This is a genomic window from Streptomyces tibetensis, assembly GCF_007655005.1.
Classification (GTDB): domain Bacteria; phylum Actinomycetota; class Actinomycetes; order Streptomycetales; family Streptomycetaceae; genus Streptomyces; species Streptomyces tibetensis.
In genome coordinates, this window is record NZ_SZVW01000009.1 from 292,286 (window position 1) to 319,231 (window position 26,946).

At 71.1% G+C, this 26,946-nt stretch carries 25 protein-coding genes; 9 read left to right on the forward strand and 16 right to left on the reverse strand.

Annotated features, from left to right (window positions below):
- The first annotated feature begins 159 nt into the window (after positions 1–159).
- Positions 160–996, forward strand: coding sequence for an EI24 domain-containing protein (locus tag FDO69_RS17720; protein WP_104780784.1), 837 nt, complete (start codon positions 160–162; stop codon positions 994–996).
- Here FDO69_RS17720 and FDO69_RS17725 read toward each other — a convergent pair.
- Complete coding sequence (locus tag FDO69_RS17725) at positions 947–2,200, reverse strand: pyroglutamyl-peptidase I (RefSeq protein WP_104780785.1); 1,254 nt, start codon at positions 2,198–2,200, stop codon at positions 947–949. The two genes, FDO69_RS17720 and FDO69_RS17725, sit on opposite strands and share 50 nt — an antisense overlap.
- Positions 2,201–2,374: 174 nt before the next feature.
- Positions 2,375–3,313 carry a LysR family transcriptional regulator gene (locus FDO69_RS17730; protein WP_420878515.1) on the reverse strand — a complete coding sequence of 313 codons (939 nt, stop codon included), beginning with the start codon at positions 3,311–3,313 and terminating at the stop codon, positions 2,375–2,377.
- A gap of 49 nt (positions 3,314–3,362) precedes the next feature.
- Here FDO69_RS17730 and FDO69_RS17735 point away from each other — a divergent pair, with 49 nt between their 5' ends.
- Together FDO69_RS17735 and FDO69_RS17740 are read left to right on the forward strand one after the other, a co-directional pair.
- A complete protein-coding gene (locus FDO69_RS17735) occupies positions 3,363–3,749 on the forward strand; it encodes a RidA family protein (protein ID WP_104780787.1) in 387 nt (128 codons plus the stop codon).
- 256 nt (positions 3,750–4,005) lie between these two features.
- Positions 4,006–6,438: a glycoside hydrolase family 3 protein gene (locus FDO69_RS17740; RefSeq protein WP_104780845.1), complete on the forward strand. Its 2,433-nt coding sequence runs from the start codon at positions 4,006–4,008 to the stop codon at positions 6,436–6,438.
- Positions 6,439–6,518: 80 nt separating this feature from the next.
- Here the strand turns inward: FDO69_RS17740 and FDO69_RS17745 are convergent, their stop codons facing one another.
- Both FDO69_RS17745 and FDO69_RS17750 read right to left on the reverse strand, forming a co-directional pair.
- Positions 6,519–7,490 (reverse strand): aldose epimerase family protein, encoded by a 972-nt coding sequence (locus tag FDO69_RS17745; protein WP_104780788.1) that lies wholly within the window; start codon positions 7,488–7,490, stop codon positions 6,519–6,521.
- A 27-nt stretch (positions 7,491–7,517) separates the two neighbouring features.
- Positions 7,518–8,405: an SGNH/GDSL hydrolase family protein gene (locus FDO69_RS17750; RefSeq protein ID WP_104780789.1), complete on the reverse strand. Its 888-nt coding sequence runs from the start codon at positions 8,403–8,405 to the stop codon at positions 7,518–7,520.
- 259 nt (positions 8,406–8,664) lie between these two features.
- On the opposite strand from FDO69_RS17750, the gene FDO69_RS17755 reads away from it, so the two are divergent.
- Positions 8,665–9,159 (forward strand): DUF3145 domain-containing protein, encoded by a 495-nt coding sequence (locus FDO69_RS17755; RefSeq protein ID WP_104780790.1) that lies wholly within the window; start codon positions 8,665–8,667, stop codon positions 9,157–9,159.
- A gap of 315 nt (positions 9,160–9,474) precedes the next feature.
- Here FDO69_RS17755 and fabF read toward each other — a convergent pair whose 3' ends face one another.
- The 5 genes from fabF to fasR form a co-directional block, all read right to left on the reverse strand.
- Complete coding sequence (fabF, locus tag FDO69_RS17760; RefSeq protein WP_104780791.1) at positions 9,475–10,746, reverse strand: beta-ketoacyl-ACP synthase II; 1,272 nt, start codon at positions 10,744–10,746, stop codon at positions 9,475–9,477.
- 87 nt (positions 10,747–10,833) lie between these two features.
- Complete coding sequence (locus tag FDO69_RS17765) at positions 10,834–11,082, reverse strand: acyl carrier protein (RefSeq protein WP_003989952.1); 249 nt, start codon at positions 11,080–11,082, stop codon at positions 10,834–10,836.
- Between the two features lie 81 nt (positions 11,083–11,163).
- Positions 11,164–12,165, reverse strand: a complete 1,002-nt coding sequence (locus FDO69_RS17770) for a ketoacyl-ACP synthase III (RefSeq protein WP_104780792.1) — start codon at positions 12,163–12,165, stop codon at positions 11,164–11,166.
- Positions 12,166–12,190: 25 nt separating this feature from the next.
- Positions 12,191–13,120, reverse strand: coding sequence for an ACP S-malonyltransferase (locus tag FDO69_RS17775; protein WP_104780793.1), 930 nt, complete (start codon positions 13,118–13,120; stop codon positions 12,191–12,193).
- Positions 13,121–13,209: 89 nt separating this feature from the next.
- A complete protein-coding gene (gene fasR / locus FDO69_RS17780) occupies positions 13,210–14,415 on the reverse strand; it encodes a fatty acid biosynthesis transcriptional regulator FasR (protein WP_104780794.1) in 1,206 nt (401 codons plus the stop codon).
- Between the two features lie 63 nt (positions 14,416–14,478).
- Between fasR and FDO69_RS17785 the strand changes: the two genes are divergently transcribed.
- Positions 14,479–15,129, forward strand: a complete 651-nt coding sequence (locus FDO69_RS17785; protein ID WP_104780846.1) for a pirin family protein — start codon at positions 14,479–14,481, stop codon at positions 15,127–15,129.
- A gap of 23 nt (positions 15,130–15,152) precedes the next feature.
- Here the strand turns inward: FDO69_RS17785 and FDO69_RS17790 are convergent, their stop codons facing one another.
- Together FDO69_RS17790 and FDO69_RS17795 are read right to left on the reverse strand one after the other, a co-directional pair.
- Positions 15,153–15,980: a serine hydrolase domain-containing protein gene (locus FDO69_RS17790; RefSeq protein WP_104780795.1), complete on the reverse strand. Its 828-nt coding sequence runs from the start codon at positions 15,978–15,980 to the stop codon at positions 15,153–15,155.
- Between the two features lie 18 nt (positions 15,981–15,998).
- Entirely contained in the window at positions 15,999–16,469 is a 471-nt protein-coding gene (locus FDO69_RS17795) for a GNAT family N-acetyltransferase (protein ID WP_104780796.1), read from the reverse strand.
- Between the two features lie 98 nt (positions 16,470–16,567).
- On the opposite strand from FDO69_RS17795, the gene FDO69_RS17800 reads away from it, so the two are divergent.
- On the forward strand, positions 16,568–17,032 hold the full coding sequence (locus tag FDO69_RS17800; protein ID WP_104780797.1) for a MerR family transcriptional regulator: 465 nt from the start codon (positions 16,568–16,570) through the stop codon (positions 17,030–17,032).
- On the forward strand, positions 17,029–18,045 hold the full coding sequence (locus tag FDO69_RS17805; protein ID WP_104780798.1) for an aldo/keto reductase: 1,017 nt from the start codon (positions 17,029–17,031) through the stop codon (positions 18,043–18,045). Before FDO69_RS17800 ends, FDO69_RS17805 begins: the two co-directional genes overlap by 4 nt.
- Positions 18,046–18,153: 108 nt before the next feature.
- Here FDO69_RS17805 and FDO69_RS17810 read toward each other — a convergent pair whose 3' ends face one another.
- From FDO69_RS17810 to FDO69_RS17820, 3 genes are all read right to left on the reverse strand, one after another.
- The gene (locus tag FDO69_RS17810; protein ID WP_104780799.1) at positions 18,154–19,002 is read right to left on the reverse strand and encodes a DUF4429 domain-containing protein; all 849 of its coding nucleotides are present in this window, start codon (positions 19,000–19,002) and stop codon (positions 18,154–18,156) included.
- Between the two features lie 75 nt (positions 19,003–19,077).
- On the reverse strand, positions 19,078–20,286 hold the full coding sequence (locus FDO69_RS17815) for an alpha/beta hydrolase (protein ID WP_104780800.1): 1,209 nt from the start codon (positions 20,284–20,286) through the stop codon (positions 19,078–19,080).
- Between the two features lie 73 nt (positions 20,287–20,359).
- On the reverse strand, positions 20,360–20,992 hold the full coding sequence (locus FDO69_RS17820) for a TetR family transcriptional regulator (RefSeq protein WP_234387977.1): 633 nt from the start codon (positions 20,990–20,992) through the stop codon (positions 20,360–20,362).
- 114 nt (positions 20,993–21,106) lie between these two features.
- Between FDO69_RS17820 and FDO69_RS17825 the strand changes: the two genes are divergently transcribed.
- Together FDO69_RS17825 and FDO69_RS17830 are read left to right on the forward strand one after the other, a co-directional pair.
- A complete protein-coding gene (locus FDO69_RS17825; protein ID WP_104780802.1) occupies positions 21,107–22,732 on the forward strand; it encodes an MFS transporter in 1,626 nt (541 codons plus the stop codon).
- Between the two features lie 233 nt (positions 22,733–22,965).
- The gene (locus FDO69_RS17830) at positions 22,966–23,274 is read left to right on the forward strand and encodes a small hydrophobic protein (RefSeq protein ID WP_104780803.1); all 309 of its coding nucleotides are present in this window, start codon (positions 22,966–22,968) and stop codon (positions 23,272–23,274) included.
- A gap of 51 nt (positions 23,275–23,325) precedes the next feature.
- Here the strand turns inward: FDO69_RS17830 and FDO69_RS17835 are convergent, their stop codons facing one another.
- Both FDO69_RS17835 and aceE read right to left on the reverse strand, forming a co-directional pair.
- On the reverse strand, positions 23,326–24,063 hold the full coding sequence (locus FDO69_RS17835) for a potassium channel family protein (RefSeq protein WP_104780804.1): 738 nt from the start codon (positions 24,061–24,063) through the stop codon (positions 23,326–23,328).
- Positions 24,064–24,146: 83 nt separating this feature from the next.
- Positions 24,147–26,894, reverse strand: coding sequence for a pyruvate dehydrogenase (acetyl-transferring), homodimeric type (aceE, locus tag FDO69_RS17840; protein WP_104780805.1), 2,748 nt, complete (start codon positions 26,892–26,894; stop codon positions 24,147–24,149).
- Positions 26,895–26,946: the final 52 nt, after the last annotated feature.

Genomic DNA, 26,946 nt, shown 5'->3' on the forward strand with positions numbered 1-26,946 from the left:
AGGTGTACCGGTTCGACTCAACGGCAACAAGAGCGCGTTGGTGTCACCCGTGACCCGGTTGGCTCTCACCGGCGCGTCCGGCCTGACCTGGGCGACCCGTGACAGCGGTGTGACCGGAGCGCGTCAAGAGCGCGACACGGGCCCGGATAGGGTTTGCCCATGCGCGATCTAGGAGCGGGTTTCCGGTACCTCCTGAAGGGCCAGCGGTGGGTGGCCCGGCACGGCAGGCAGTACGGCTTCGGGCTGCTCCCCGGTCTGATCACCCTCGTTCTCTACGCGGCGGCGCTCGTCGCGCTGGCCCTGTGGGGCGAGGACCTCGTGGGCTGGGCGACGCCTTTCGCGGACGACTGGTCCAGCCCGTGGCTCGGACTGTTCCGCGGCTTCCTGACCGCCGTGCTGTTCGCCCTCGGCCTGCTCCTGTCGGTCGTGACCTTCACCGCGGTGACCCTGCTGATCGGGCAGCCCTTCTACGAGAACCTCTCCGAGAAGGTCGACCGGGACGTGTCCCCGGACGGGTACGCCCCCGAGTCGGGGCTGCCGTTCTGGCGTGAGCTGTGGATCTCCGCCCGGGACAGCCTGCGGATCGTGGTGCGGGCCGCCCTGTGGGGGGTGCTGCTGTTCGCGTGCGGCTTCATCCCCGTGGTCGGGCAGACGGTCGTCCCGGTGATCGGGTTCTTCGTCACCGGGTTCTTCCTCACCGAGGAACTGACCGCCGTCGCCCTCCAGCGCCGCAGCGTCGCACTGCGCACCCGCCTCACCCTGCTGCGCTCCCGCAAGACCCTGGTCTGGGGCTTCGGCACGCCGCTCGCCGTGGCGTTCCTGGTGCCGTTCGTCGCCGTGTTCCTGATGCCGGGCGCGGTGGCCGGCGCCACCCTCATGGCACGCGACCTGCTCGGCGAGGACAGCCGCGAGGGCGGCGAAGACGGCGAGGAGGGCGACGGGGCCGCTACGACGTCTCCGCAGCCACCTTCAGGATGGTCCTCACCTGGGCGATGATGTCCAGCCGGTTGCGCACGAACTCCGGGTCGGTGATCTCCGTGGTGTTCCCGGTGCCGAACTGCAGTACCGGCGTGTGCACATGGCCGCCCGGCAGCGTGTCGTGCAGCCCGAGCCGGTCGCGCAGCAGGGTCGCCCGGTAGGCGATCTCGTTGGAGAGGTAGTCGCCGCCCCCGCCCGCGCGAGCGGTGGAGCCGGGCGTCGGCCCGTCGGGGCGTACGACGGGCTGGGAGCCGCCGGCCGGGATCTCGGTGACGCTCGTGTTGTCGTACACCGGGAAACGGCCGGTCCGCGCGGCGACGATCGCCGCGTGGGGCAGCGTGGTCGTCGTCCACTGCGGCTGCGAGGCCGGGTCGGAGACCGGCACGGTCTCGGTGCGGCCGACGGTGTCGTTGTCCGCGAAGCCGCCGCGCCAGGCCCCGTTGGTCCGCTCGATGTCGAACCGCCCGACCCGGCCCTGGCTCACCGTCGTGAACAGGTCGACCTTCGGCAGGTGCGGCCGCAGGGTCCGCTCCACCGTGCCCTCGGTGAAGTCCTGCCAGCGCACCGGGAACACGGCCGTCTCGATCCGGGCCGGGCCGTCCGCCGTCTCGATCACCGTGCCGTCGAGGGCCAGTGCGGTGGCGCCGGACGGGTTGGAGATACGGATGTCCCGGTCCAGGGTGAACGGGTCGAAGCCGGTGAGCAGGATCCGCTTCAGGCCCTTGCCCCGCGGATACCGGATGGCGTCCTGGCCGCGCGAGGTGCGCTCCAGTTCGTCCAGCAGCGCGGCCCGCTGCCCGTCCGTCAGACCGAACGCCGGCTTCCACGTGCGCACTTCACGCGTCATGCCGAGCCGCGCCCAGTACAGCGGCCGGTCGTCGTCCCGGCTCACGTCCCCGCCGGACGGGCCGCGCCCCTGCGCCCGGTCGACCGCACGTTGCCACAACCGCGCGCCCTCGCCCGCCACCGCACGGCGGGCCTCCCCGTAGGAGCGGGCCGAGTCGAGGGCCCGGGCCAACCGCGGGGCCAGGGCGTCGAATCCGGAGCGGCGCAGGATCTCCTGGGGTGCGGCCCGGTCGAGCCGCTGCTCCTCGACGGTGGGAGAGGGGGCCGCCGAGGCGGCGCTCCCGGCCGTCGGGGTGGCACTCGCGGCCGTCGGGGTGGCGAAGCCGCTCAGCAGGGCGAGACCGAGCACGCCGAGGCGAACGCGTTGGGTTATCAAGGGTGTTCAGGCCTTCCGTCGCGGTGGGGGGTCGGTGCCGGACGGCCGCAGTATCGCGTGACGCGTGGGGTCCACGCCATGGTGGGGGCTCAGGCGGGGATCATCGCCCCCGGTGGAGTCCACGGTGGGGGCTCAGGCGGGAACACCCCGCGGGGTCCACGCCATGGGTGGGGCTCAGGCGGGAATCCGCGCCGTCGCCTCCCGCACCGCGTCCAGAAAGGCCGAGGCCGCCGGCGTCAGGGACCGGCCGCGCACGGTCGCCGCGTACACCGCCCGGGCCGGGGCGCCCTCGTCACGCACCCGCAGCAGCGTGACGTCCGGGCGTACGGACGCGGCCGCGAGCCCCGGCACGAGGGCCACGCCGAGACCGGCGGCCACGTAGCCCTGCTTGGCGGTCCACTCGCCGACGACATGGGCGACCCGGGGACGGAAGCCCTGGCGCAGGGCCGCGTCCAGGAGGGTGCCCTCGGGGCGGGCGCCGCCGGAGATCCAGTCGGCGTCCGCGAAACGGCCGAGCGGCACCGGGCCCCGGTGGCCGGCGAGGGAATGGCAGCCCGGGACGGCCACGTACAGCGGCTCGTCGAGGAGGTGGTGCAGCTCGTACGACTCCAGCGGTGCGCCGCCCGTCGTCGAGACGACCGCGAGATCCAGGTGACCGGCCGTCAGCCGGTCGAGCAGAGCGGGCGTGAAACCCTCCTCGCGGGTGACCCGGACCTGGGGCCGACGGGCGCGGAAGAGGGCCAGGGCATGCGGCACCAGGACCGCGTCGGCGGTGGCGAACGCGCCGAACCGGAGCCGGCCGCCGGCCGCCTCGCGCAGGGCGCCGAGCTCGCGCCGGGCCTCGTGCAGCGCGTCGGTGACCGTCTCGGCGTGCGGCACCAGCAGCCGCCCGGCCTCCGTGAGCGCCACACCGCGCGGCAGCCGGTCGAAGAGCGGTCCGCCGCCCAGCGCCGCTTCCAGGGAGGCCACTTGGCGGGACACCGCGGACTGCGTCCAGCCGAGTGTCCGCGCCGCCACCGTGAACGAGCCGTGCCGGGCGACCGCCAGGAAGACCCGCAGCCAGACGGTGGAGAGCCCGGTCTCCGAGTCATGCGTGTTCGGCATGACAGCCATGCTAGACATTCGCTTGTCGCATCCAGGGCTCGCGCCTAGCGTCGGCGGCATGCAGATCACCCTCGACAACCCGGCCTCCGCTCCCCGGCCCCTGAGCCCCTACTACTCCCAGGTCGCCCGCATCGAACACCCCGACGGCAGCGCCCTGTTGTTCGTCTCCGGGCAGATCGCCGAGGGCGCCACGCTCGCCGAGCAGACCCGGGGCGTCTTCGAGACCCTCACCGCGCTGCTCACGGCCCACGGCGCGACCCTGGCCGACGTGGTCAACATCCGCACGTACCTGACCGACATCTCCCAGCTGGACGAATACGGAGCCGTACGAAGAGAGTTCCTCACCGGCACCCCTCCGACCAGCATGACCTTCGAGGCGGCCCGGCTCTTCCGGCCCGAGGCCCTCGTCGAGGTGGAGGTCGTGGCCGCCGTACCGGCCCGCTAGTCGGTGCCCTCGCCCAGCAGCGTCAGGAAGTCCCGGAACGCGGACGCGCTGCGTGAAGTACGCCCGGGCCGGATGTCCTTGCGCGCCGTGCCCTCCTGTGCGGCTCGACCGCCGCCGCTCTCGCGGAGGCGGTCGCTCGCCGTGTCGGTCGCTCAATTGCCGGTCTCGGTCACGAGTCCTTCGCATGCCGCCGAGGCAGGATGATGACGACATCGACTTCGACGAGGAGGCCGACGTGGCCGAGACGACACAGACGATGCAGGACGCGGCCCGCGAGAACGCCGTCGAGGCCGCCCTCGGCAAGCTCGACCTGGACGCCAAGGCGCGGCTGCTGGCCGGCCAGGACCTGTGGAGCCTGCCCGCGATCCCGGAGGCCGGGCTGGCCTCGCTGGTCATGTCCGACGGGCCGGTCGGGGTCCGGGGAGTGCACTGGAGCGCCGACGACCCGTCCGTCGCCCTGCCCTCCCCGACCGCCCTGGCCGCCACCTGGGATCCCGGCCTCGCCCACCGGGCCGGGGTGCTGCTGGCCCAGGAGGCCCGCCGCAAGGGCGTCCACGTCCTGCTCGCCCCCACGGTCAATCTGCACCGCTCCCCGCTCGGCGGCCGCCACTTCGAGGCCTACAGCGAGGACCCCTACCTCACCGGCCGGATCGGCGCCGCGTACGTCCGCGGCGTCCAGTCCGGCGGCGTCGGCACCACCGTCAAGCACTTCGTCGCCAACGACGCCGAGACCGACCGCCTCACCGTGAACAACCTCGTCGGAGAACGGGCCCTGCGCGAGCTGTACCTGGCCCCCTTCGAGGCGATCGTCGACAACGCCCACCCCTGGGGCATCATGACCGCCTACAACTCCGTCAACGGCCCGACCATGACCGAGCATCACCACCTGGTCAACGAGGTCCTGCGTGGCGAGTGGGGCTTCGACGGCGTCAACGTCTCCGACTGGACCGCCGCCCGCTCCACCACCGGCGCCCTCACCGGCGGCCTCGACCTCGCCATGCCCGGCCCTCGGACGGTCTACGGCGACGCCCTCGCGCAGGCCGTCCGGGACGGCGAGGCCGACGAGGCACAGGTCGACGAGGCCGTCCGCCGCGTGCTGCGCCTGGCCGCCCGGGTCGGCATCCTGGAAGGCGCCGAACCGGCCGTCACCGACCTGCCCGGCACCGTCGACGGCGAGGCACTCGCCCGCGAGATCGCCCGCCGCTCCTTCGTCCTCGTCCGCAACGTAAGGGGCGCGCTGCCGCTGAGGCCCGGCCGCATCGCGCTGATCGGCGCCGCAGCCCGCGACGCCCGTGTCCTCGGCGGCGGCTCCGCCACCGTCTTCCCCGCCCGGGTCGTCTCCCCGCTCGACGGTCTGACCGCCGCCCTCCCCGACGGGAGCCTCAGCTACGCCCTCGGCGCCGACCCGAACACCGAACTCCCCGTCGCCGACCCGGGTTTCGAGCTGCGCGCCGTCTGCCGGGACGCGGCCGGCCGGGTCATCGGCACGCGCTCGGCCCCCAGCGGCCACATCCAGTGGATGGGCGCGGACCTCCCCGAGGGCGTCACCCACGAGAACCTGCACAGCGTCGAACTGACCGGCACCTTCACCCCGCGCGAGAGCGGCACGCACACCTTCGGCATCAAGGGCCTCGGCCCCTTCAAGCTCACCGTCGCCGGCACCACGCACTACGACGACGTCCAGCGCCCCGCCGGGGACCGCGACCCCTTCGCGGCCTTCTTCGGTGCCCCGGTGCCCCACGCCCGGCCCGAACTCACCGCGGGCGAACCCGTCGAGGTCTCCCTCACGTACACGGTCCCGCCGCTCGGTGACCACCCCATGCGGACCATCGGGTTCACCCTCGCCCACCAGGACCCGCAGCGCGACGCCGACGAGCTGATCGCCGAAGCCGCCGCGGCGGCCCGGGCCGCCGACACGGCCGTCGTCGTGGTCGCCACCACCGACCGCGTCGAGTCCGAGGGCTTCGACCGCACCGACCTGCGCCTGCCCGGCCGCCAGGACGACCTGGTCCGCGCCGTCGCCGCCGCCAACCCCGACACCGTCGTGGTCGTCAACTCCGGCTCCCCGGTGGAGCTGCCGTGGCGCGACGAGGTCGCCGCGGTGCTCCTGTCCTGGTTCCCCGGCCAGGAGGGCGGCGCGGCCCTCGCGGACGTCCTCACCGGTGCCCATGAGCCCGGCGGCCGCCTCCCCACCACCTGGGGCTCCCTCACCGACGCCCCCGTCACCCGGGTCGTCCCGGAGAACGGCGAACTAACCTACGAGGAAGGCGTCTTCATCGGCTACCGCGCCTGGGAGAAACACGGCCGCAGCCCCGCCTACCCCTTCGGCCACGGCCTCGGCTACACCGACTGGAGCTACGAGTCCGTCGAGGTGGCCAAGACCGCCGAGGGGACCACCGCGAAGGTCCGCCTGCGCAACACCGGCGACCGCCCCGGCCGCGAGGTCGTCCAGCTCTACCTCGCCCCCACCGGCCCCGGCCCCACCCGCCCGGCACGCTGGCTGGCCGGCTTCGCGAGCGTCGAGGCCGCACCCGGCGACAGCACCGAGGCCACCGTGGAACTGCCGAGCCGCGCCTTCGAGATCTGGGACGAGGCGACCGGCTCGTGGTCGTTTGTGAAGGGTTCGTACGAGATCCAGGTCGGACGCTCGATCACGGACCGCAGGATCACCGCGACGATTAACGTCTGATCCGGGACACGTTCCCCACCAGGCAGCCCCGGTCCGGGACCTGACCTCCGGACCGGGGCTCGTGGTCTGTCACGAGTGGCTCAGCGGACGCCGAACCCGTACACCGTCTCCGAGCGGAACACCTCGCCCGGCCGCAGCACGGTCGCCGGGAAGTCCGGCCGGTTCGGCGAGTCGGGGAAGCGCTGGGTCTCCAGCGCGATGCCGTCACCGGGCGCGAAGGGCTCGCCCAGGTGGTCGGCCGTGTACAGCTGGAGGCCGGGCTCGGTGGTCGCCACCGTCAGCACCCGCCCGGACGCCGGGTCATGCAGCTCGGCGACCTCCACCGGGCCGTCCGTCACGCCCTTGTCGAGCACGAAGTTGTGGTCGTAGCCGGAGCCGGTCTTGCGCGCCTCGCGGAAGTCGAACCGCGTACCGGTCACCTCCTCGGGGCCGCCGGCGGGGATCAGGTCCGCGTCGACCGGCGTGTACCGGGAAGCGGCCAGCCGCAGCTCGTGACCGCCCGCGTCACCGGAACCGGCCAGGTTGAAGTAGCTGTGGTTCGTCAGGTTCACCACGGTCGGCGCGTCCGTCACCGCCTCGTACGCGATCCGCAGCGCGCCGCTCCCGTCGAGCGTGTACGTCGCCGAGACCTCCAGCCGCCCCGGGAACCCCTCCTCGCCGTGCGGGCTGATCCGGGTCAGCCGTACTCCGTGCTCGACCGGCTCCGCCTCCCACACCCGCTTGTCGAAGCCGCGCGCGCCACCGTGCAACGAGTTCGGCCCGTTGTTCGGTTCCAGCGCGTACGTACGGCCGTCCAGGGTGAAGCGGCCGCCGGCGATCCGGTTGGCGTACCTGCCGACCAGGGCGCCGAGGTACGGCTCCGGATGGGCGAGATACCCGGCGAGATCCGGGAAGCCCAGCACCACGTCCCCGGCCCGGCCCTCCCGGTCCGGCACCTCCACGGACTGCACGATCCCGCCGTACGACAGGACCCGCACCCGTACGCCCGACCGCTCCAGGGTCCAGCGGTGCACCGGGGTCCCGTCGGAAAGTGTTCCGAAGAGTTCGTTCATGTGCGGAACTCTAAGTCAGAGTCCGGGTCAGGGCTTCTTCGCGGTCACGGTGCGGTACGCGATCTCCGCCAACCGGGCCTGTCCGTTCACACTGGGGTGGAAGTAGTCCCAGCGGCTCAACTGGGCCGTGCCGAAGCGGTAGTCGTACACCGCGCCCCCGTCGTACCGGCACCGCTTGTCCTCGGCGCAGACCTCCTTCAGGACCTTGTTGTAGTCCTCCACACGCTTTTGCACCGTGTCCCGCCGCAGCGTCGCCGCCGGGTCCAGGGCGTCCGCGTCGCCCAGCATCGACGGGCAGATGCCCAGCTTCCACACCTGCCTGCCCATCGGGCTGGTACGGCCCTCGGACCACAGCCGCTTCAGGTTCGGCACGCTCGCCACGAACACCTGCGCCTTCGGCAGGGCCTTGCGCAGGGAGCGCAGGGAGTCCTCGAAGTCGGCACGGAAGGCGGAGACCGGAGTCATCGCCGAGGGCGTGGACCGGCAGGCGTCGTTGGCCCCCACCATCACCGTCACCAGCTGCGGTTCGCGCCGCACCGCCTGCGCCATCTGCCCGGGCAGATCGGCAATCCGCGCCCCGGTCACGGCGTAGTTCCAGCTCCGCCGGGCGGCCCCGGACCTGCCCAGCAGCCGCACCGCGAGCGAGTCGACCTCGGGGCTGGCGCCGGTCGCCCAGGACGCCTCCGGACAGTCCGACAGCACGTCACACGCGTCGAACCCGCGCGTGATGGAGTCCCCGACGGCGGCCACGGAACCCGGGCTGCGGTCCCACAGGGGCGTGGGCTTCGGCGACGGCTTCGCGGATTCGGACGGAGCCGCGGAATCACCCCCCACGGCATCACACCCGGCGACACCCAGCACGGCCGCCGCGACCACGGCCAGAACGCCCCGTGTGCGACGGCTTCGCTTCCGCATCCCTGGTCCATCCCCTCGCCACGCCGTGCCTGTCTCCCCAACCCATAACAACGCACGAGGGTTCCCGACCGATCAGATGCAACGGCTCACACCCGTACAAGCGTCCCCATGGGTGAATGGCAGGCGTTTCCCGGCACCTGGACCGACCGTACGTCACACTCCTTGCCCCCTCGCACGGTAGCCTCGCCATCAACGTGACCCGCCCGGTCACAGCCGTTCCGCCCGCTTGCACCATGTCCCGCTCTGCCCGGAGGTTCCGGTGACGACACGTGGAGTTCTGTACGTGCACTCCGCGCCGCGCGCGCTGTGCCCGCACGTCGAGTGGGCCGTCGCCGGGGTGCTCGGCACACGCGTCAGCCTGGACTGGATCCGTCAGCCGGCCGCCCCCGGCACCTGGCGCTCGGAGTTCTCCTGGCAGGCCCAGGCGGGCACGGCGTCCAAGCTGGCCTCGGCGCTGCGCGGCTGGCACCTCCTGCGCTTCGAGGTCACCGCGGAGCCCTGCCCCACCGCCGAGGGCGAGCGCTACAGCTGCACCCCCGACCTGGGCATCTACCACGCCGTCACCGGCATCCACGGCGACATCCTCATCCCCGAGGACCGCCTGCGTGCGGCGCTGCACCGCAGCCGACGCGGCGAGACCGACCTGGAAGCCGAGATCGGCAAACTCCTGGGCAAGCCCTGGGACGACGAACTGGAACCCTTCAGATACGCAGGCGAAGGCGCCCCGGTCCGCTGGCTCCACCAGGTGGTGTGAACCGCCCCCAGGGATACGCCCTGAAGGGGGGCGCGCACCAGGTGGTGTGACTCGCCTCCAGGGATACGCCCTGAAGGGAGGCGCGCACCAGGTGGTGTGAACCGCCCCCAGCGACACGCCCTGAAGGGGAGCCGCACCAGGTGGTGTGAACCGCCCCCGGGGACACGCCCTGAAGGGGCGCGGGGAACTGCGCGACAAGCCCCCACCCGCCCGCACCCGGCAGGCAACGCGACACAAAACGGCGATCGGCCCGAACCCCCACTGGGAGTTCGGGCCGATCAACCCTGCGACCGCTGAGCGTCGCGGTGCACAGGATCAGATGGTCCGGAAAGCCAACACCACGTTGTGCCCACCGAACCCGAACGAGTCGTTCAGCGCGGCGATACGGCCCTCGACGGGCAGCTTCCGAGCCTCCCCCCGCACGACGTCGGCGTTCGCCTCGGCCTCGGGGTCCAGGTTCTCCACGTTGATCGTCGGCGGCGCCACCCGGTGGTACAGCGCGAGCACGGTCGCAACCGTCTCCACACCACCCGCACCACCCAGCAGATGCCCGGTCATCGACTTCGTCGCGGACACCGCGAAGTGGTCGGCGTCGTCACCGAACACCTTCCGCAGCGCCTTCAACTCGGCGATGTCCCCGGCCGGCGTCGACGTCGCGTGCGCGTTGACGTGCACGATCTCCGCCGGGTCCAGGTCGTTGCGGTCCAGCAGGTTCTGCAGGGCGTGCGAGATGCCCCGCCCCTCCGGCTCCGGCTGCACGATGTCGTGCGCGTCGGCGGAGATGCCCTGCCCGACCGCCTCGGCGTACACCCGGGCCCCGCGCTTCGCGGCGTGCTCGGCGGACTCCAGGACCACGACACCGGCGCCCTCACCGAGGACGAAGCCGTCGCGGGCGGTGTCGTAGGGACGCGACGCGCCCTGCGGGTCGTCGTTGTTCTTGGACATCGCCATCATGTTGCCGAACGCGGCGATGGGCAGCGGGTGGATCGCCGCCTCCGTGCCACCCGCGACGACGACGTCGGCGCGGCCGGTGCGGATCATCTCGATGGCGTAGCCGATGGCCTCGGCGCCCGAGGCACAGGCGGAGACCGGCGTGTGCACGCCCGCCCGGGCGCCCACGGCCAGACCCACGTTGGCCGACGGGCTGTTGGGCATCAGCATGGGCACGGTGTGCGGGGAGACGCGGCGGACGCCCTTCTCCTTCAGCACGTCGTACTGGTCGAGCAGCGTCGTCACGCCGCCGATACCGGAGGCGATGACCGCGCCGAGCCGGTCGGGGTCGATGTTCGGGTCCTCGCCGGCCTTCGCTTCGAAACCGGCGTCGGCCCAGGCCTCCTTGGCCGCGACCAGCGCGAACTGCGCCGAGCGGTCCAGTCGGCGGGCCTGCGGCCGAGGGATGACCTCGGTCGGCTCCACGGCGACCGGGGCCGCGATCTTGACGGCCTGGTCGGCCGCCCAGTCCTGCTCCAGGGGCTTCACGCCGGACTTACCGGCGATCAGGCCCTCCCAGGTAGAGGCTGCGTCGCCACCCAGCGGTGTGGTTGCGCCGATACCGGTGACGACCACGGTGCGATTGGTCGAGCTCACGGGAATTCTTTCTCCAACGGATCCGAGGATTAAGCGGCGCCACCGCCGGGTGGCGGGGCAGTCAGCCCGCAGGGGCAGATCGGCTGATCAGCCCTGGTGCTTGAGGATGTAGTCGGTCGCGTCACCGACGGTCTTGAGGTTCTTGACGTCCTCGTCGGGGATCTTGACGTCGAAGCGCTCTTCGGCGGCGACGACGACCTCGACCATGGACAGCGAGTCGACGTCCAGATCGTCGGTGAAGGACTTGTCCAGCTGGACGTCCTCAACCGGGATGCCGGCGATCTCGTTCACGATCTCGGCGAGACCGGCGACGATCTCTTCCTGAGTGGCGGCCATGTTGGCGCTCCTTCGTAGATATCCAGAGGGTGTGGCAGGTGTTTCCTCCCGTGCCGGATCGCATGATCCGGCACGGAGTGCCTAGGGGAGGGTAACGACAGTCGCGGCGTAGACGAGACCCGCCCCGAAGCCGATGACGAGCGCGGTGTCGCCGCTCTTCGCCTCACCGGTCGCCAGGAGCCGCTCCATCGCGAGCGGAATCGAGGCGGCCGAGGTGTTGCCGGTGGTGCGTACGTCACGTGCGACCGTGACGGACTCCGGCAGCTTGAGAGTCTTCACCATCGAGTCGATGATCCGCTCGTTGGCCTGGTGCGGAATGAAGACGTCCAGGTCCTCCGCGGAGATGCCGGCGGCGTCCAACGCCTCCTTGGCGACCTTCGCCATCTCGAACACGGCCCAGCGGAACACCGCCTGGCCCTCCTGCGTGATGGCGGGGAACTTGGCGACCTCGCCGGAACGGTAGTCCGTCCACGGCACGGTCTGCTTGATCGTCTCGGACTTGTCGCCCTCGGAGCCCCAGACGGTGGGGCCGATGGCGGGCTCGTCGGCCGGGCCCACGACGACCGCGCCGGCGCCGTCGCCGAACAGGAAGGCCGTCGCCCGGTCCTCCAGGTCGGTCAGATCGCTCAGCCGCTCCACGCCGATCACCAGGACGTACTCGGCCGAGCCCTCGACGATCATGCCCTTGGCGAGGGTGAGGCCGTAGCCGAAGCCCGCGCAGCCGGCCGAGATGTCGAAGGCGGCGGCCTTGGCGGTGCCCAGCTTGTCGGCGATCTCGGTGGCGACGGCCGGGGTCTGCTTGAAGTGCGAGACGGTCGAGACGATCACGCCGCCGATCTGCTCGGCGGAGATCCCGGCGTCGGCGATCGCCTTGCCGGACGCCTCGATCGACATCGCGGCGACCGTCTCCTCGTCGTTCGCCCAGTGCCGCGTCTGGATGCCCGAGCGCGAGCGGATCCACTCGTCGGACGAGTCGATCGTCTCGAGGATCACCTCGTTCGGCACGACCCGGGTCGGGCGGTAGCCGCCGACGCCGAGGATGCGCGCGTACGGGGCGCCCTTGCTGGGCTTGATCTTCGCCATGCGGTCGGCTCCTTGGGGGCGGCGGTCAGGCGTGCTCGGCGATGAGCTCGCGAGCCGCGTCGAGGTCGGCGGGGGACTTCAGGGCCAGCGTCTTCACCCCGGGCAGGGCCCGCTTGGCGAGGCCGGTGAGGGTGCCACCGGGGCACAGCTCGACCAGGGCCGTGACACCGAGCTCCTTGAAGGTCTCCATGCACAGGTCCCAGCGGACCGGGTTGGCGACCTGGCCGACCAGGCGGTCCAGCACCTCGCCGCCGGCGGCGACGGTCCGGCCGTCCTTGTTGGAGACGTAGGTGACCTTCGGGTCGCCGGGCGCCAGGGCCTCGGCGGCCTTGGCCAGCGTGTCGACCGCGGGGGCCATGTGGTGCGTGTGGAACGCGCCGGCCACCTTCAGCGCGACGACCTTGCGCACGCCCTCGGGCTTGTCCGCCTCCAGCGCGGCGAGCTGCTCCTTCGTGCCGGCCGCGACGATCTGGCCCGCGCCGTTGATGTTCGCCGGGGTCAGGCCCAGCTTCTCCAGGTGCACAACCGTCACGGCGGGGTCGCCGCCCAGCAGCGCCGCCATGCCGGTCTCCGTGACCGCGGCGGCCTCGGCCATGCCGAGCCCACGGGTGCGGACCAGGCGGAGCGCCTCCTCGTGGGGGAGCACTCCGGCGAGCGACGCGGCGGTGATCTCGCCGACGCTGTGACCGGCGATCGCGCCGACCTTCTGCGCCAGCTCGGCCGGGTCGTCGAACAGCAGGTTCGCGGACGCGAGTCCGGCCGCGACCAGCAGCGGCTGCGCCACCGCGGTGTCGCGGATCTCCTCCGCGTCGGCCTCGGTGCCGTAACGGATCAGGTCGAGCCCCGCGGCGTCGGACCAGGCCTCGAGGGCACCGCGAACACCGGGGAGGTCGAGCCATTCAGTCAGGAAGCCGGGCGTCTGAGCGCCCTGGCCGGGAGCGACGAGTACGAGCACTCTCACACTCTCTCTTGGTGACGGGCACAACCGCCCGTGGGGACAGGGACGAAGAACACGAAGGGGTTTTGTCGAGCTTCCACAAAACCCTAGGACTGAGGATCTCCATCGACCAGACGCCCCAGGATCAGCGCGATCCGCAGGGTGAACGCAGAGCGTACATCGGAGGGTGACCAGCCGGTGACGTCAGTCACACGTCGAAGCCGGTAGCGGACGGTGTTGGGATGGACGAACAGCATCCGGGCGGCTCCCTCGAGACTGCTCGCCTGTTCGAGATAGACGCTGAGGGTCTCCAGGAGCGCGGCCCCGGCCTCCTCCAGCGGTCTGTAGATCTCCTCCACCAGTTGCTCGCGGGCCGAGGGGTCACCGGCCATCGCCCGCTCCGGGAGCAGATCGTCCGCGAGGACCGGGCGCGGGGCGTCCTGCCAGGCGGAACACGCCTTCAGCCCGGCCGCGGCGGCCTGCGCGGACCGGGTCGCGGCCAGCAGGTCCGGCACCACCGGGCCCGCCACGACCGGCCCGGCCGCGTACGGGCCGATGAGCGACTTGGCGACGGCCAGCGGATTGTCGCTGCCGCCGGCGATGACGACCAGCCGGTCGCCGAGCACCCCGGTGAGCACCTGGAGCTTGGCGTGCCGGGCGGCCCGGCGGATCGCCTCCACGGTCAGTTCGGAGTCACCGTCGGGCGCGGTGCCGAGCACCACGCACACGTGCTCGGGCGAGTTCCACCCGAGCGCGGCGGCCCGGGACACGGCACCCTCGTCGGCCTCGCCGCTGAGCACGGCGTTCACGACCAGGGACTCCAGCCGGGCGTCCCAGGCGCCGCGTGCCTCGGCGGCCTGGGCGTACACCTGGGCCGTGGCGAAGGCGATCTCGCGGGCGTAGACGAGCAGCGCCTCGCGCAGCACCCGCTCGTCGCCGGGGGCCGCGACCTCGTCGATCGCGCTCTCCATGACCTCGATGGTGGTGCGCACCATCTCCACGGTCTGGCGCAGGGTGATCGCCCGGGTCAGCTCGCGCGGCGCGGTGCCGAACACGTCGGTGGAGATGGCCTGCGGAGCGTCCGGATGCCGGAACCACTCGGTGAACGCGGCGATACCCGCCTGCGCGACCAGACCGATCCAGGAACGGTTCTCCGGGGGCATGGCCCGGTACCACGGCAGTGTCTCGTCCATCCGCGCGATGGCCTGCGCGGCGAGCGATCCGGACGACTTCTCCAGCCGCTTCAGCGTCGCGGCATGCGGATGGACGTCGTGGGCTGCGGCTTCGTTCTTGCTGGTTTCGGGTTCGGGCACGGGGACAAGACTGCCTTATCCGGACGGGAAGGTGGGCCGCCGGGGTCTACGGTGGACCACGTGATGGACGTACGGCGCGCGGGCGAGCGCTACCCCGGAGGGGACGCGACCGCAGGGATCGAGACGTGGCACGCCTTCTCCTTCGGGCCCCACTACGACCCCGACAACCTCCGTTTCGGCGCGGTGCTCGCGTGCAACGAGGAGCGGCTGGCCCCCGGGGCGGGCTTCGACGAGCATCCGCACAGCCACACCGAGATCGTGACCTGGGTGGTGGAGGGCGAGCTGACCCACCGGGACTCCACCGGGCACGAGTCGGTCGTCCGCCACGGGGACGTGCAGCGGCTCAGCTCGGCCGGCGGTGTGCGGCACGTGGAGCGCAACGACGGCCCGGAGCCCCTGACCTTCATCCAGATGTGGCTGGCCCCCCTCAGCCCCGGCGGCGACCCGTCCTACGAGGTCGTCCGCGGCATCGCCGACTCGACGCCCTACGCCGTCCCCGAGGCCGGCGCGATGCTGCACGTGCGGCGCCTCGGGGCGGGGGAGCGGACGGCGGTGCCCGACGGGGCGTACGCGTACGTCCATGTCGTACGCGGTGCCGTACGCCTGGACGGCACCGCACTGGCGGCGGGTGACGCGGCCCGGATCACGGACGTCAAGGGCCTGGAGGCCGAGGGCGTGACCGACGCGGAGCTGCTGATCTGGGAGATGAACTAGAAGGCAAGATCTTCATGAGCCTTCTAGGACCCGTTCCGGAGCTCGGCCAGCACCGCGTCCGTGAACGCCGGCCACGCCTCGATCGCCCAGGGCCCGAACGCCCGGTCCGTCAGGGCCACGCAGGCCGCTCCCGCGTCCGGGTCGATCCACAGGAACGTACCCGACTGCCCGAAATGCCCGAAAGTGCGCGGCGAGGACGAGGAGCCCGTCCAGTGCGGCGACTTGGAGTCGCGGATCTCGAACCCGAGCCCCCAGTCGTTGGGGTTCTGGTGGCCGTACCCCGGCAGGACGCCCTTGGTGCCCGGGTAGTGCACGGTCATGGCGTCGGCGACCGTACGCGGATCCAGCAGCCGCGGCGCCTGCACCTCGGCCGCGAACCGCAGCAGGTCCTCCACCGTCGACACCCCGTCCTTGGCCGGGGAGCCCTCCAGGGTCGTCGAGGTCATGCCCAGCGGCTCCAGCACGGCTTGCCGGAGGTACTCCCCGAACGGGATGTCGGTGGCCTTCGCGACGTGGTCGCCCAACTGCTCGAAGCCGGCGTTGGAGTACAGCCGCCGCTCCGCGGGCGGGGCCGTGACCTTGTGCTCGTCGAAGGCGAGGCCCGAGGTGTGCGCGAGCAGGTGGCGGACCGTCGACCCGGGGGGACCCGCGGGCTCGTCGAACTCGATGGCCCCCTCCTCGTACGCGACGAGCACCGCGTAGGCGGCCAGCGGCTTGGTCACCGACGCGAGCGGGAACCGCTGCGCGGCCGGTCCGTGGAGGCCGAGGACGGTGCCGTCCGCGCGTACGGCACCCGCCGCGGCGGTGGGAACCGGCCAGTTCTCGATCAAGGCGAGGCTCTTCAGCGACATGCGTTCGAGCCTATGCGCTCAGAGCGCGAGCTCCAGCAAAGGGTCGGGCTTGGGGCGGAAACCGAGCGAGACGTACAGCGGCTCCGCCTCCGGCGAGGCGGTCAGCTGCACCCGCCGGGCACCGCGCTCGCGGAACCACTCCAGCAGGGTGGTCATGCAGGCCCGCGCGTATCCGCGGCGCCGGGCGTCCGGGGCGGTGGCGACGCTGAACACGAAGCCCACCCTGCCCTGCGGATCGCCCGCCTTGCCGATGCGGTAGTCGATCGTCCCGGCCACCAGGCAGGCCAGCGCCCCCGGCCGCTCCGGGTGGTCGACGACGAACGCCGTGAAATCGCCTTCCGGATCGCCCAGTTTGGCCCTCAGGGTCGGGAGCGATTCCCCGTGCCAGGCGATGGAGGGATCTGAGGCGAACACCGAGTCGATCATGACTTGGCGCAACCGCAGGACTTCTGCGGCGTCTTCGGGCAGGGCGCGACGTACAACACTCATGAGTCCGTACGCTAACCAGTCGGGTCCGGTGACGTCCTGCCGATTTCTTACCGTCGGCGCTTGCTTGGAGTGCACTCCAGGGTTCTAGCGTGGGGGCCATGACGGTGATGGAGACCACGACGGCCAGGACCGACACCTGCGCCGGCCCGCCGCAGCAGAATCGGCGCCCGGACGGCGACGACCACTACACGATCAGCGAGGTCGTCGCCTTCACCGGCCTGACGGCACACACCCTGCGCTGGTACGAGCGCATCGGCCTGATGCCGCACATCGACCGGTCCCACACCGGTCAGCGCCGCTACACCAACCGCGACCTCGACTGGCTCGACCTGGTCGGCAAGCTCCGCCTGACGGGCATGCCGGTCGCGGACATGGTCCGGTACGCGGAACTGGTGCGCGAGGGCGACCACACCTATGTCGAGCGCTTCGAGCTGCTGAAGACGACCCGCGAGGACGTCCTGGCCAGGATCGACGAACTCCGGGGCACGCTCGCCGTGCTCGACCGGAAGATCAGTTTCTACGCGGACGCCGGGCGTGCCCTGGCGTCGGAGAGGTCCCGATGACGGACGGCAGGATCACGACGGCGAAGCTCGGCGACCACGGTCCCGAGGTGAGCGTCCAGGGCCTGGGCTGCATGGGCATGAGCTTCGGCTACGGCCCCGCGGACGCGGACGCGTCCCGGGCCACGCTGGAGCGGGCGCTCGAACTCGGCGTCACCCTTTACGACACGGCCGACGCGTACGGCGCCGGTGAGAACGAGCGGTTCCTCGCGCCGTTCTTCAAGGCCCACCGCGACGAGGTCGTGATAGCCACCAAGTTCGCCCTGTCGATCCCGCCGGACGACCCGACGCGCCGCGTCGTGCGCAACGACCCGCCCTACATCCGCCAGGCCGTCGAGGCGAGCCTGAAGCGCCTGGACGTCGACGCCATCGACCTCTACTACATGCACCGGCGCGATGTGAACGTGCCGATCGAGGAGAGCGTCGGCACCATGGCCGACCTGGTCCGTGAGGGCAAGGTCAAGCATCTGGGCCTGAGCGAGGTCACGGCCGGTGAACTGCGGGCCGCCCACGCCGTCCACCCCATCGCCGCCGTGCAGTCGGAGTGGTCGCTGTTCAGCCGTGACATCGAGACGCACGTCGTCCCCGCGGCCCGTGAGCTGGGCGTGGCCCTCGTCGCGTACTCGCCTCTCGGCCGGGGCTTCCTCACCGGGTCCTTCACCGATGCCGACCAGGATCTGACCGCCGGTGACTTCCGCCGCCAGCAGCCCCGCTTCACGGGCGACAACGCCACGGCGAACGCGACGCTGCTGGAGCTGATCCGGTCGGTGGCCAAGGCCCACGACGCGACCCTCGGTCAGATCGCCCTGGCCTGGGTCCAGCAGCAGGCCACGGTCCACGACCTCCCGGTCATCCCGATCCCGGGCACCCGCAAGCCCACCAGGGTGGAGGAGAACGCGGCCGCGACCAGGATCGTCCTCACGGACGAGGAACTGGACCTCCTGGACGGCATAGCGGCCCAGGTGGCGGGCACGCGGTATGCGGACATGGCGTTCACCTCGGCAGGCAGGGAGTAGTGAAGCGCCCCTAGGGGCGCGCCTTCAGGGGCGCGGGGAACTGCGCGATCAACCAAGCACGCACCCGCGCCCGCCCACGGCGAGACCTGGGCAGACGCTGAGGGGTCCTTAAAGCTCCGCCAGCAACTCGGCCTTTTTGACCGAAAACTCCTCATCCGTCACCAAACCGGCCTGATGCAACTCACCCAGGTGGCGAATCCGCTCGGCGATGTCCGCAGGATCACGGCGCGGCCCGCCGGCCGGCACGGCCGGCACCGGACTGGACGTTCGCACCGCCGCCAGCACCGCCGCAGCGAACGGCAGCGACTCGTGCACCGGCCCGTACCCCAGCCCGAACACCACCGCCGCGGGATCCTGGTCGGCCTGCGCCCCGGGTGCCCCCGCGTCCCGCTGCAACAGCCGCAGATGCCCCTCGAAGACCTCCGGCGACCGCCACTCCACCCCGTTGAGCTCTCCGACGGAGAAGCTCTGGTCGCCGGCCTTCCACTTCGCCGACGACGCCCCCGTCCAGAACCACCGGAAGTTCACGGTCCGTCCGTCGAAGGTCGCCTTCCCGTCGTACGCCTTGAACGACAGCGGCCCCTCGGGCGCCTTCACCAGGAACCGATCGGCCGGCCCGGACTCCGTCAGCAGACCCCGCAGTTCGTCGGCGTAGTACTCCGCGAGGACCTCGCGCTCGGCGGGCAGCACCAGCCGGTAGGGGTCGACGTTCTCCTTGAGCTGCCCGGCGGCCGCCTCCAGCAACGGGTCCGCCCCGGGGCGCGGCTCGACGCGCAGTACGACCGTGCCGCGCTTCCCGCGGGTCAGGGTCACCCCGGCGATCGCCGCCAGGGGCACGCGACGTTCCCCGAGGGCCTGGAAGAGCTTGGGTGTTCGGATCCCTCGTTCGTAGCGGATGAGCACGGAGTCGGACTCGAACTCCCAGGCGGCATGCAATCCGGCCAGTACGTCACCCATGCGGCTCATCGTATGCGGCACGCGCTCCTCCGTCCCCCTCCCGAGCAGACCGCAATTTCTTCGCCTCTACGCGCGTCAGGCCGCCGCCGTGCCGGACATACCGGTACGGCAGACGCCGTCTTCGTGCGCGCAGTGCACCGAGCGGTATGCGCCGACGCCGATCTCTGCGAAATTGAACAGACTTGCCGTTCCAGGCTCGAAGTAGCCCGCGTGACCCTTCGCGCCCGCCGCCGACAGCACCCGCGCGCCGAACCCGGCGGACACCGGGTCGGCTCCGTGGCCCAGTCCGCCGACCTCCAGGTAGGGCACGTCCTGGATCCAGTCGTCGGAGTCCCGCATCGCCCACACCCGGGCACCGGTGTGCAGCTGGGCGGCCTTCTCGACCCGCATACCGGGGCTGCCCGCCACCGCGATGTCGGACACCCGGCCCGGCAGCGAGTGCGCGGCGACGCCGCACACCACGGAGCCGTAGCTGTGGCAGAACAGCGAGACCGGCGAACCGCCCGGCAGCGCCCGCACCAGCGCGTTGAGCCGTACGGCACCCTCCTCGGCGCGCATCGCCGTGGCCGAGTCGATGCCGAGTCCGCTAGGCGCCGTGTAGTCGGCCCAGGCGATCACGGCCGTGCGGGTCGACGGGCTCACCTGCTGCTCGGCCGCGTACAAGGACTTGGCCATGCCGACGGGCGCGGAGTACTTGCGGTTGGTGCGCTGGAAGGTGAGCAGGTCGGTGTCGACGCCGGGGACGACGACCGAGACCCGCTCCGCCCTGCGCAGGTCGCCGAAGACCTCCGCCACCCGGCCCGAACCCTCCGGGTCGAAGGCCAGGATGTGCCGGCCCTGCTCCATGAGGTCCCCGAAGCGGTGCATCCTGCGGCCCGCCTCCTGCTGTCCGGCCGGGGTGAGGCGCTTGTCGTGCATGCGTTCCCGCTCGACCTTGCGCGCCTTGGCGAGCGCGAGGTGGTTGGCGCGGTAGCGCAGCTCGACCGGTGCGCCGTTCATGTTGCCCACCGCGAGCGAGTACGTGCGGACCAGGGTCGAGCGGTCCTGCTCGGTGAGCGAGGAGAAGAAGCGGGCCAGCTTCGCCGGCTCGGACTGCGGGTCCGGCAGCCGGTGCCCGCCGATCCGGCCGTGCTCCCAGGCGGAGAGCGAGGCTTGGAGCGGCGTGGCGCCCCGCTGGTTGCGCAGGGCCGTCCAGCCGGTGGTCGCCAGCATCACGAACACGACGGCCAGAGCGAGCAGTGCGCGCCAGACGTTCAGTTGCGGGGAGGTGTCGAAGGAAGTCACTGAAAGGACACACTAGGAGAACGAGAGGGTCTCGCGTTAACCAAGTGACCGGGATCACGTTTCGGTGGAGGGGTTAAGGGGACTGCTTTGCACGCCAGTTCCCGGCCAGTGCGGGACCCACCTGATCCAGGTATGTCGTGGTGAGTTCGCGCATTCCGTCGAGGGTGACGTCGTCCCCAGCGGACCACAAGCGTTCGGTGACACGAATCACTCCGCCGAAGAGCGCGACGACGATCCTCGGCCGGGGGTCCAGGTCCACGTCGAGTCCTTCGCGTTCAGCGATGATGCACGCGAGCTGCTCCTCCAGCTCCGCCGACCGCCGCAGATGGGCGGCGAGCAGCGCGGGCGTCGACTCGATCACCCGGTAGACGCGCATGTGGAGCTCGAGCGGCACGAGTTCCACGACGGCCTCGTTGATCGCGTCCCAGCTCTCCAGCACGGACCGGCGCAGCGCCTCCAGCGGCACCTCGTCCGGCGGGCGGGTGCGCAGGGCCTCGACGACGAGGGTCTCCGCGAGGCGCGGTACGAAGAACGCCGTCTCCTCCTTGCCGGCGAAGTAGCGGAAGAAGGTGCGCTGCGAGACGTCCACGGCGGCGGCGATGTCGTCGACGGTCGTCTCCTCGTACCCGCGCGTGGCGAAGAGTTCCAGCGCGGCCCGCAGCAGTGCGTCCCGGGTGCGCCGCTTCTTGCGTTCGCGCAGGTTCAAGGCATGCCTCTCGTTCTCGGTGTTTTCCCAGTTCAGGCTATACGGGATGTCGTGTCAGTCACCGACCGGCGAATTGGTTTGTCAACTGTCAGTGGCTGACACTAACCTCCCGGTATGACTAGTCAGACCACCATCGACACGACGGGGCCGGGGGACGAGGCACCGGCGGGGACGTCGGGCGCGACGCCGGGCAAGGGGTTGCGAGGGCATCCCTGGCTCACCCTCATCACCGTCGCTGTGGGGGTCATGATGGTGGCCCTCGACGGCACCATCGTGGCCATAGCCAACCCGGCGATCCAGAAGGACCTCGGTGCCACCTTCGCCGAGGTCCAGTGGATCACCAACGGATACTTCCTCGCCCTCGCGGTCTCCCTGATCACCGCGGGCAAGCTCGGCGACCGCTTCGGTCACCGGCAGACCTTCCTCATCGGCGTCGTCGGCTTCGCCGCCGCCTCGGGCGCGATCGGACTGTCCGACAGCATCGCGTTCGTCGTCGTCTTCCGCGTCCTCCAGGGCCTGTTCGGCGCGCTGCTGATGCCGGCCGCGCTCGGCCTGCTGCGGGCCACCTTCCCGGCCGAGAAGCTGAACATGGCCATCGGTATCTGGGGCATGGTCATCGGCGCGTCCACCGCGGGCGGGCCGATCCTCGGCGGCGTGCTCGTCGAGCACGTCAACTGGCAGTCGGTGTTCTTCATCAACGTGCCGGTCGGTGTCCTCGCCGTCGTCCTCGGCGTGCTGATCCTGCTCGACCACCGCGCCGAGAACGCCCCGCGCTCCTTCGACCTCCTGGGCATCGCCCTGCTGTCGACCGCGGTGTTCTGCCTGGTGTGGGCGCTCATCAAGGCCCCGCCGTCCGAGTGGGGCTGGGGCGACGTCAAGACGGTGTCGTTCCTCGGTGCTTCGGTGCTGTGCTTCGCGGTCTTCGCCTTCTGGGAGACGAAGGTGAAGGAGCCGCTGATCCCGCTCGCGCTGTTCCGTTCCGTGGCGCTGTCCGCCGGTGTGGTGCTGATGGTGCTGATGGCCATCGCGTTCATGGGCGGCCTGTTCTTCGTGACCTTCTACCTGCAGAACGTCCACGGCATGAGCCCGATCGACGCCGGCCTGCACCTGCTGCCGCTCACCGGCATGATGATCGTCGGCTCGCCGCTGGCCGGCGCGATGATCACCAAGCTCGGCCCCCGGGTCCCGCTCGCGGGCGGCATGGCGCTCACCGCGATCGCCATGTACGGGATGTCGACGCTGGAGACGGACACCGGCAGCGGCATCATGTCGCTCTGGTTCGCGCTGCTGGGCCTCGGCCTCGCGCCGGTCATGGTCGGCGCGACCGAAGTCATCGTCGGCAACGCCCCGATGGAGCTCTCGGGCGTCGCGGGTGGCCTCCAGCAGGCCGCCATGCAGATCGGCGGCAGCCTCGGTACGGCCGTGCTGGGTGCCGTCATGGCCTCCAAGGTCAACAGCGACCTCGCCGGCAACTGGGAGAAGGCCGGCCTTCCGCCGCTCACCCCGGAGCAGGAGCACCAGGCCTCCGAGGCGGTCCAGGTGGGTGTCCCGCCGGTGGCGCCGGGCACACCGGACGCGATCGCCGCGAAGATCACGGGCGTCGCGCACGACACGTTCATCTCGGGCATGAGCACGGCCTCGCTCGTCGCGGCCGGGGTCGCCGTGGTGGCGGTGCTGGTCGCGTTGCTCACCAAGCGCGGCGAGAACGCGGAAGCCGGCGCGGGCGCCGCGCACATCTGACGGTCCGGCGGTTCGTTCCCTCATCAGGGTGAACACAACCGCCGAACCCTCCCCTCCGGCGCGCGGAGCAGGTCACAGTGGGTCACGTCTTCCGCAGGGCATGGAGGACGGACGCTGCGGCGCGCCGCCGGAGGGGGGTGGCGCGCAGGCAGCGGGATTAACCCGCACCGACGGGGTACCCGCCATGTCATACCCGAAGAGAACCCCAACCGATCGAGGGTTTACGGGAGTTGATGATGGCGAGCTTCGGACACGGTACGCGCAGGCACCCCCGCTCACGTGGCCGGACGTGGTCACGGGCCGGGACGGATCGCGCGACGCTCGGACTCATCGGAGTCATCTGCGCCGTTGCAGGCTTCTTCGTGCTGGGGATCGTTCTCGGTCCCGCCGCGATGGTCTGCGGCTGGCTCGCCATGGGCCGCGCGTGGTCGGGCTCCCGCCCCACCGCGGCCGTCGTCGCCCTGGTTTTGGGCGCCATCGACACGCTCCTGGCCATCATCTGGCTGTCCGGAGCGGCCACACCGGGCATGGGCATGTTCTGACCCGGGTGAAGAATGTGGGAAGAGCCCCCGGCCGCCTGGCCGGGGGCCCTCTCATCGCTCCACCCGGGTCCCCTTGAGCTCCGCCAACTCCCCCCGCAGCGCCCGCACCTCCTCCGTGAGCTCCCGGATCGCCTCGGTCTGCCGCCGCTCCTCGACGTCGTCCTTCTCGAAGCGGGCGATGAACCAGGCGGCGATGTTCGCCGTCACCACACCGAGCAGCGCGATCCCGGACAGCATCAGCCCGACCGCCAGCATCCGCCCCAGCCCGGTGGTCGGCGCGTGGTCGCCGTACCCCACGGTCGTCATCGTCGTGAAGGACCACCAGACCGCGTCACCCAGTGTCCTGATGTTCCCGTGGGGAGAGTCCCGCTCCACCGACAGCACGGCCAGCGACCCGAACATCAGCAACCCGACCACGGCACCCACGACATACGTCGTCAGCCGTATCTGGGAAGCCATCCGCGCCCGCTGCCCGACGAGCAGCAGCGTCGAGACCAGCCGCAGCAAGCGCATCGGCTGGAACATCGGCAGCAGCACCGCCCCCAGGTCGAGCCAGTGCGTCCGTATGAACGCCCGCCGGTGTGGCGCGAGCGCCAGCCGTACGCCGTAGTCGAGGGCGAACGCGGCCCACACCACCCACTCGACCACCGTGCACAGCTCGACCACGTCCCGGTCGGCGTCGGGCCGGACGATCGGCACGGCGTAGGCGACGGCGAAGGCCAGGGCCAGGCCGAAGAGGGGCCGTTGCGTGTGGTGTTCCCAGCGGAGCTGGGCCGAGTGCTGCTGCATGGCGGCATCGTAGAAAAGGTGAAGGGGTGGTGTGCCCACGGTGTACCCGTGATGCGCACCACCCCTTGACAGGGCTTGACGTGTTATGCGTCGCCGCCCGCGGCCCCCGGGTCGGCGGCCGACACGTCGAGCAGCTGGTACCGGTCGATGGCCTGCTTGAGCACGGAGCGGTCGACCTTGCCCTCACGCGCCAGCTCGGTCAGCACGCCCACCACGATCGACTGTGCGTCGATGTGGAAGAACCGCCGGGCGGCGCCACGCGTGTCGGCGAAGCCGAAGCCGTCCGCGCCGAGCGACTGGTACGTCTGCGGCACCCAGCGCGCGATCTGGTCCGGAACCGCCCGCATCCAGTCGGACACGGCCACGACCGGCCCCTGCGCGTTTGCGAGCTTGCGCGTCACGTACGGCACCCGCTGCTCCTCCTCGGGGTGCAGCAGGTTGTGCTCCTCGCAGGCCACGGCCTCGCGCCGCAGCTCGTTCCAGGAGGTCGCCGACCAGACGTCCGCCTTGACGTTCCAGTCCTCGGCCAGGATCTGCTGCGCCTCGATGGCCCAGGGGAGCGCGACACCGGACGCGAGGACCTGCGCGGGGATCGAGCCCGCCGTGCCCTCACTGAAGCGGTAGAGGCCCTTGAGGATGCCGTCGACGTCGACGTTCTCGGGCTCGGCCGGGTGCTGGATCGGCTCGTTGTAGACGGTCAGGTAGTAGAAGACGTCCTCGCCGTGCGGGTGCTCCTCGGTGCTGCCGTACATCCGGCGCAGGCCGTCCTTGACGATGTGGGCGATCTCGAAGCCGAACGCCGGGTCGTACGCCACGCAGCCCGGGTTCGTGGACGCCAGCAGCTGGGAGTGGCCGTCCGCGTGCTGGAGGCCCTCACCGGTCAGGGTCGTACGGCCGGCGGTCGCGCCCAGGACGAAACCGCGCGCAAGCTGGTCGGACATCTGCCAGAACTGGTCGCCGGTGCGCTGGAAACCGAACATCGAGTAGAAGACGTAGACCGGGATGAGCGGCTCGCCGTGCGTCGCGTAGGCCGAACCGGCGGCGATCAGCGACGCCGTGCAGCCGGCCTCCGAGATGCCGTCGTGCAGCATCTGGCCGTTCGGCGACTCCTTGTAGGCGAGCAGCAGGTCGCGGTCGACCGACTCGTACTGCTGGCCGAGCGGGTTGTAGATCTTCGCACTCGGGAAGAACGAGTCCATGCCGAACGTGCGGTACTCGTCCGGCGCGATCAGCACGAACCGCTTGCCGATCTCCTTGTCCCGCATGAGGTCCTTGAGGAGCCGGACGAAGGCCATGGTCGTCGCGATGGACTGCTGGCCCGACCCCTTCTTCACGGTCGCGTAGGTCTTGTCCTCGGGCAGCGCCAGCGGCTTGGAGCGGACCACGCGCGTGGGGACGTAACCGCCGAGCCCCTTGCGGCGGTCGTGCATGTACTGGATCTCCTCCGAGTCCCGGCCCGGGTGGTAGTACGGCGGCACGCCGGACTCCAGCTCCTTGTCCGGGATCGGCAGGTGCAGACGGTCGCGGAAGCGCTTGAGGTCGTCGACCGTCAGCTTCTTCATCTGGTGCGTGGCGTTGCGGCCCTCGAAGTTCGGGCCCAGGGTCCAGCCCTTGATCGTCTTGGCGAGGATCACCGTCGGCTGGCCCTTGTGCTCCACGGCCGCCTTGTACGCCGCGAAGATCTTCTTGTGGTCGTGGCCGCCGCGCCCCAGGTGCAGGATCTGGTCGTCGGTCATGCCCTCGACCATCGCCCGCAGCCGGTGGTCGTCACCGAAGAAGTGGTCGCGGATGTACGCGCCGGTCTCCGTGGCGTACGTCTGGAACTGCCCGTCGGGCGTGGTGTTCATCCGGTTGACCAGCACGCCGTCGCGGTCCTGGGCGAGCAGCGGGTCCCAGCTGCGGTCCCAGACCAGCTTGATCACGTTCCAGCCGGCACCGCGGAAGATCGACTCCAGCTCCTGGATGATCTTGCCGTTGCCGCGCACCGGGCCGTCGAGGCGCTGGAGGTTGCAGTTGACGACGAAGGTGAGGTTGTCCAGGCCCTCGCGGGCGGCGATGGACAGCTGGCCCAGCGACTCCGGCTCGTCCATCTCGCCGTCGCCGAGGAACGCCCAGACCTGCGACTTGGAGGTGTCGGCGATCCCGCGCGCCTCCATGTAGCGGTTCATGCGCGCCTGGTAGATCGCGCCGATCGGACCGAGGCCCATCGAGACCGTCGGGAACTCCCAGAAGTCCGGCATGGACCGCGGGTGCGGGTACGACGACAGCGCGTGGGGCGCCTTGGACTTCTCCTGGCGGAAGCCGTCCAGGTGCTGCTCGCTGAGCCGGTCCAGCAGGAAGGCGCGGGCGTAGATGCCCGGCGAGGCGTGTCCCTGGAAGAAGACCTGGTCGCCGCCGAGGCCGTCGTCCTTGCCGCGGAAGAAGTGGTTGAAGCCGACGTCGTAGAGGGACGCGGAGGACGCGAACGTGGCGATGTGGCCGCCGACGCCGATGCCCGGGCGCTGGGCCCGGGAGACCATCACGGCGGCGTTCCAGCGGGTGGCGTTGAGGACCTTGCGCTCGATGTCCTCGTTGCCCGGGAAGAACGGCTCGCTCTTGGTGGGGATGGTGTTCACGTAGTCCGTGCTGCGCATCTCGGGCACGGCCACGCGCTTCTCGCGTGCCCGCTCGATCAGCCGCAGCATCAGGTAGCGGGCCCGCTCCCGGCCGCGTTCGTCGACGGCGGCGTCGAGGGAGTCGAGCCATTCCTGAGTCTCTTCGGGATCGAAGTCAGGAACCTGACTCGGAAGGCCGCCAATGATGATCGGGTTGCGATCGGATGCGGAAGCCACGCTGTTCCTTACCTGTCAGAGGGCCTGCGAGGGCCGCTGTTTCGCTGTCGTC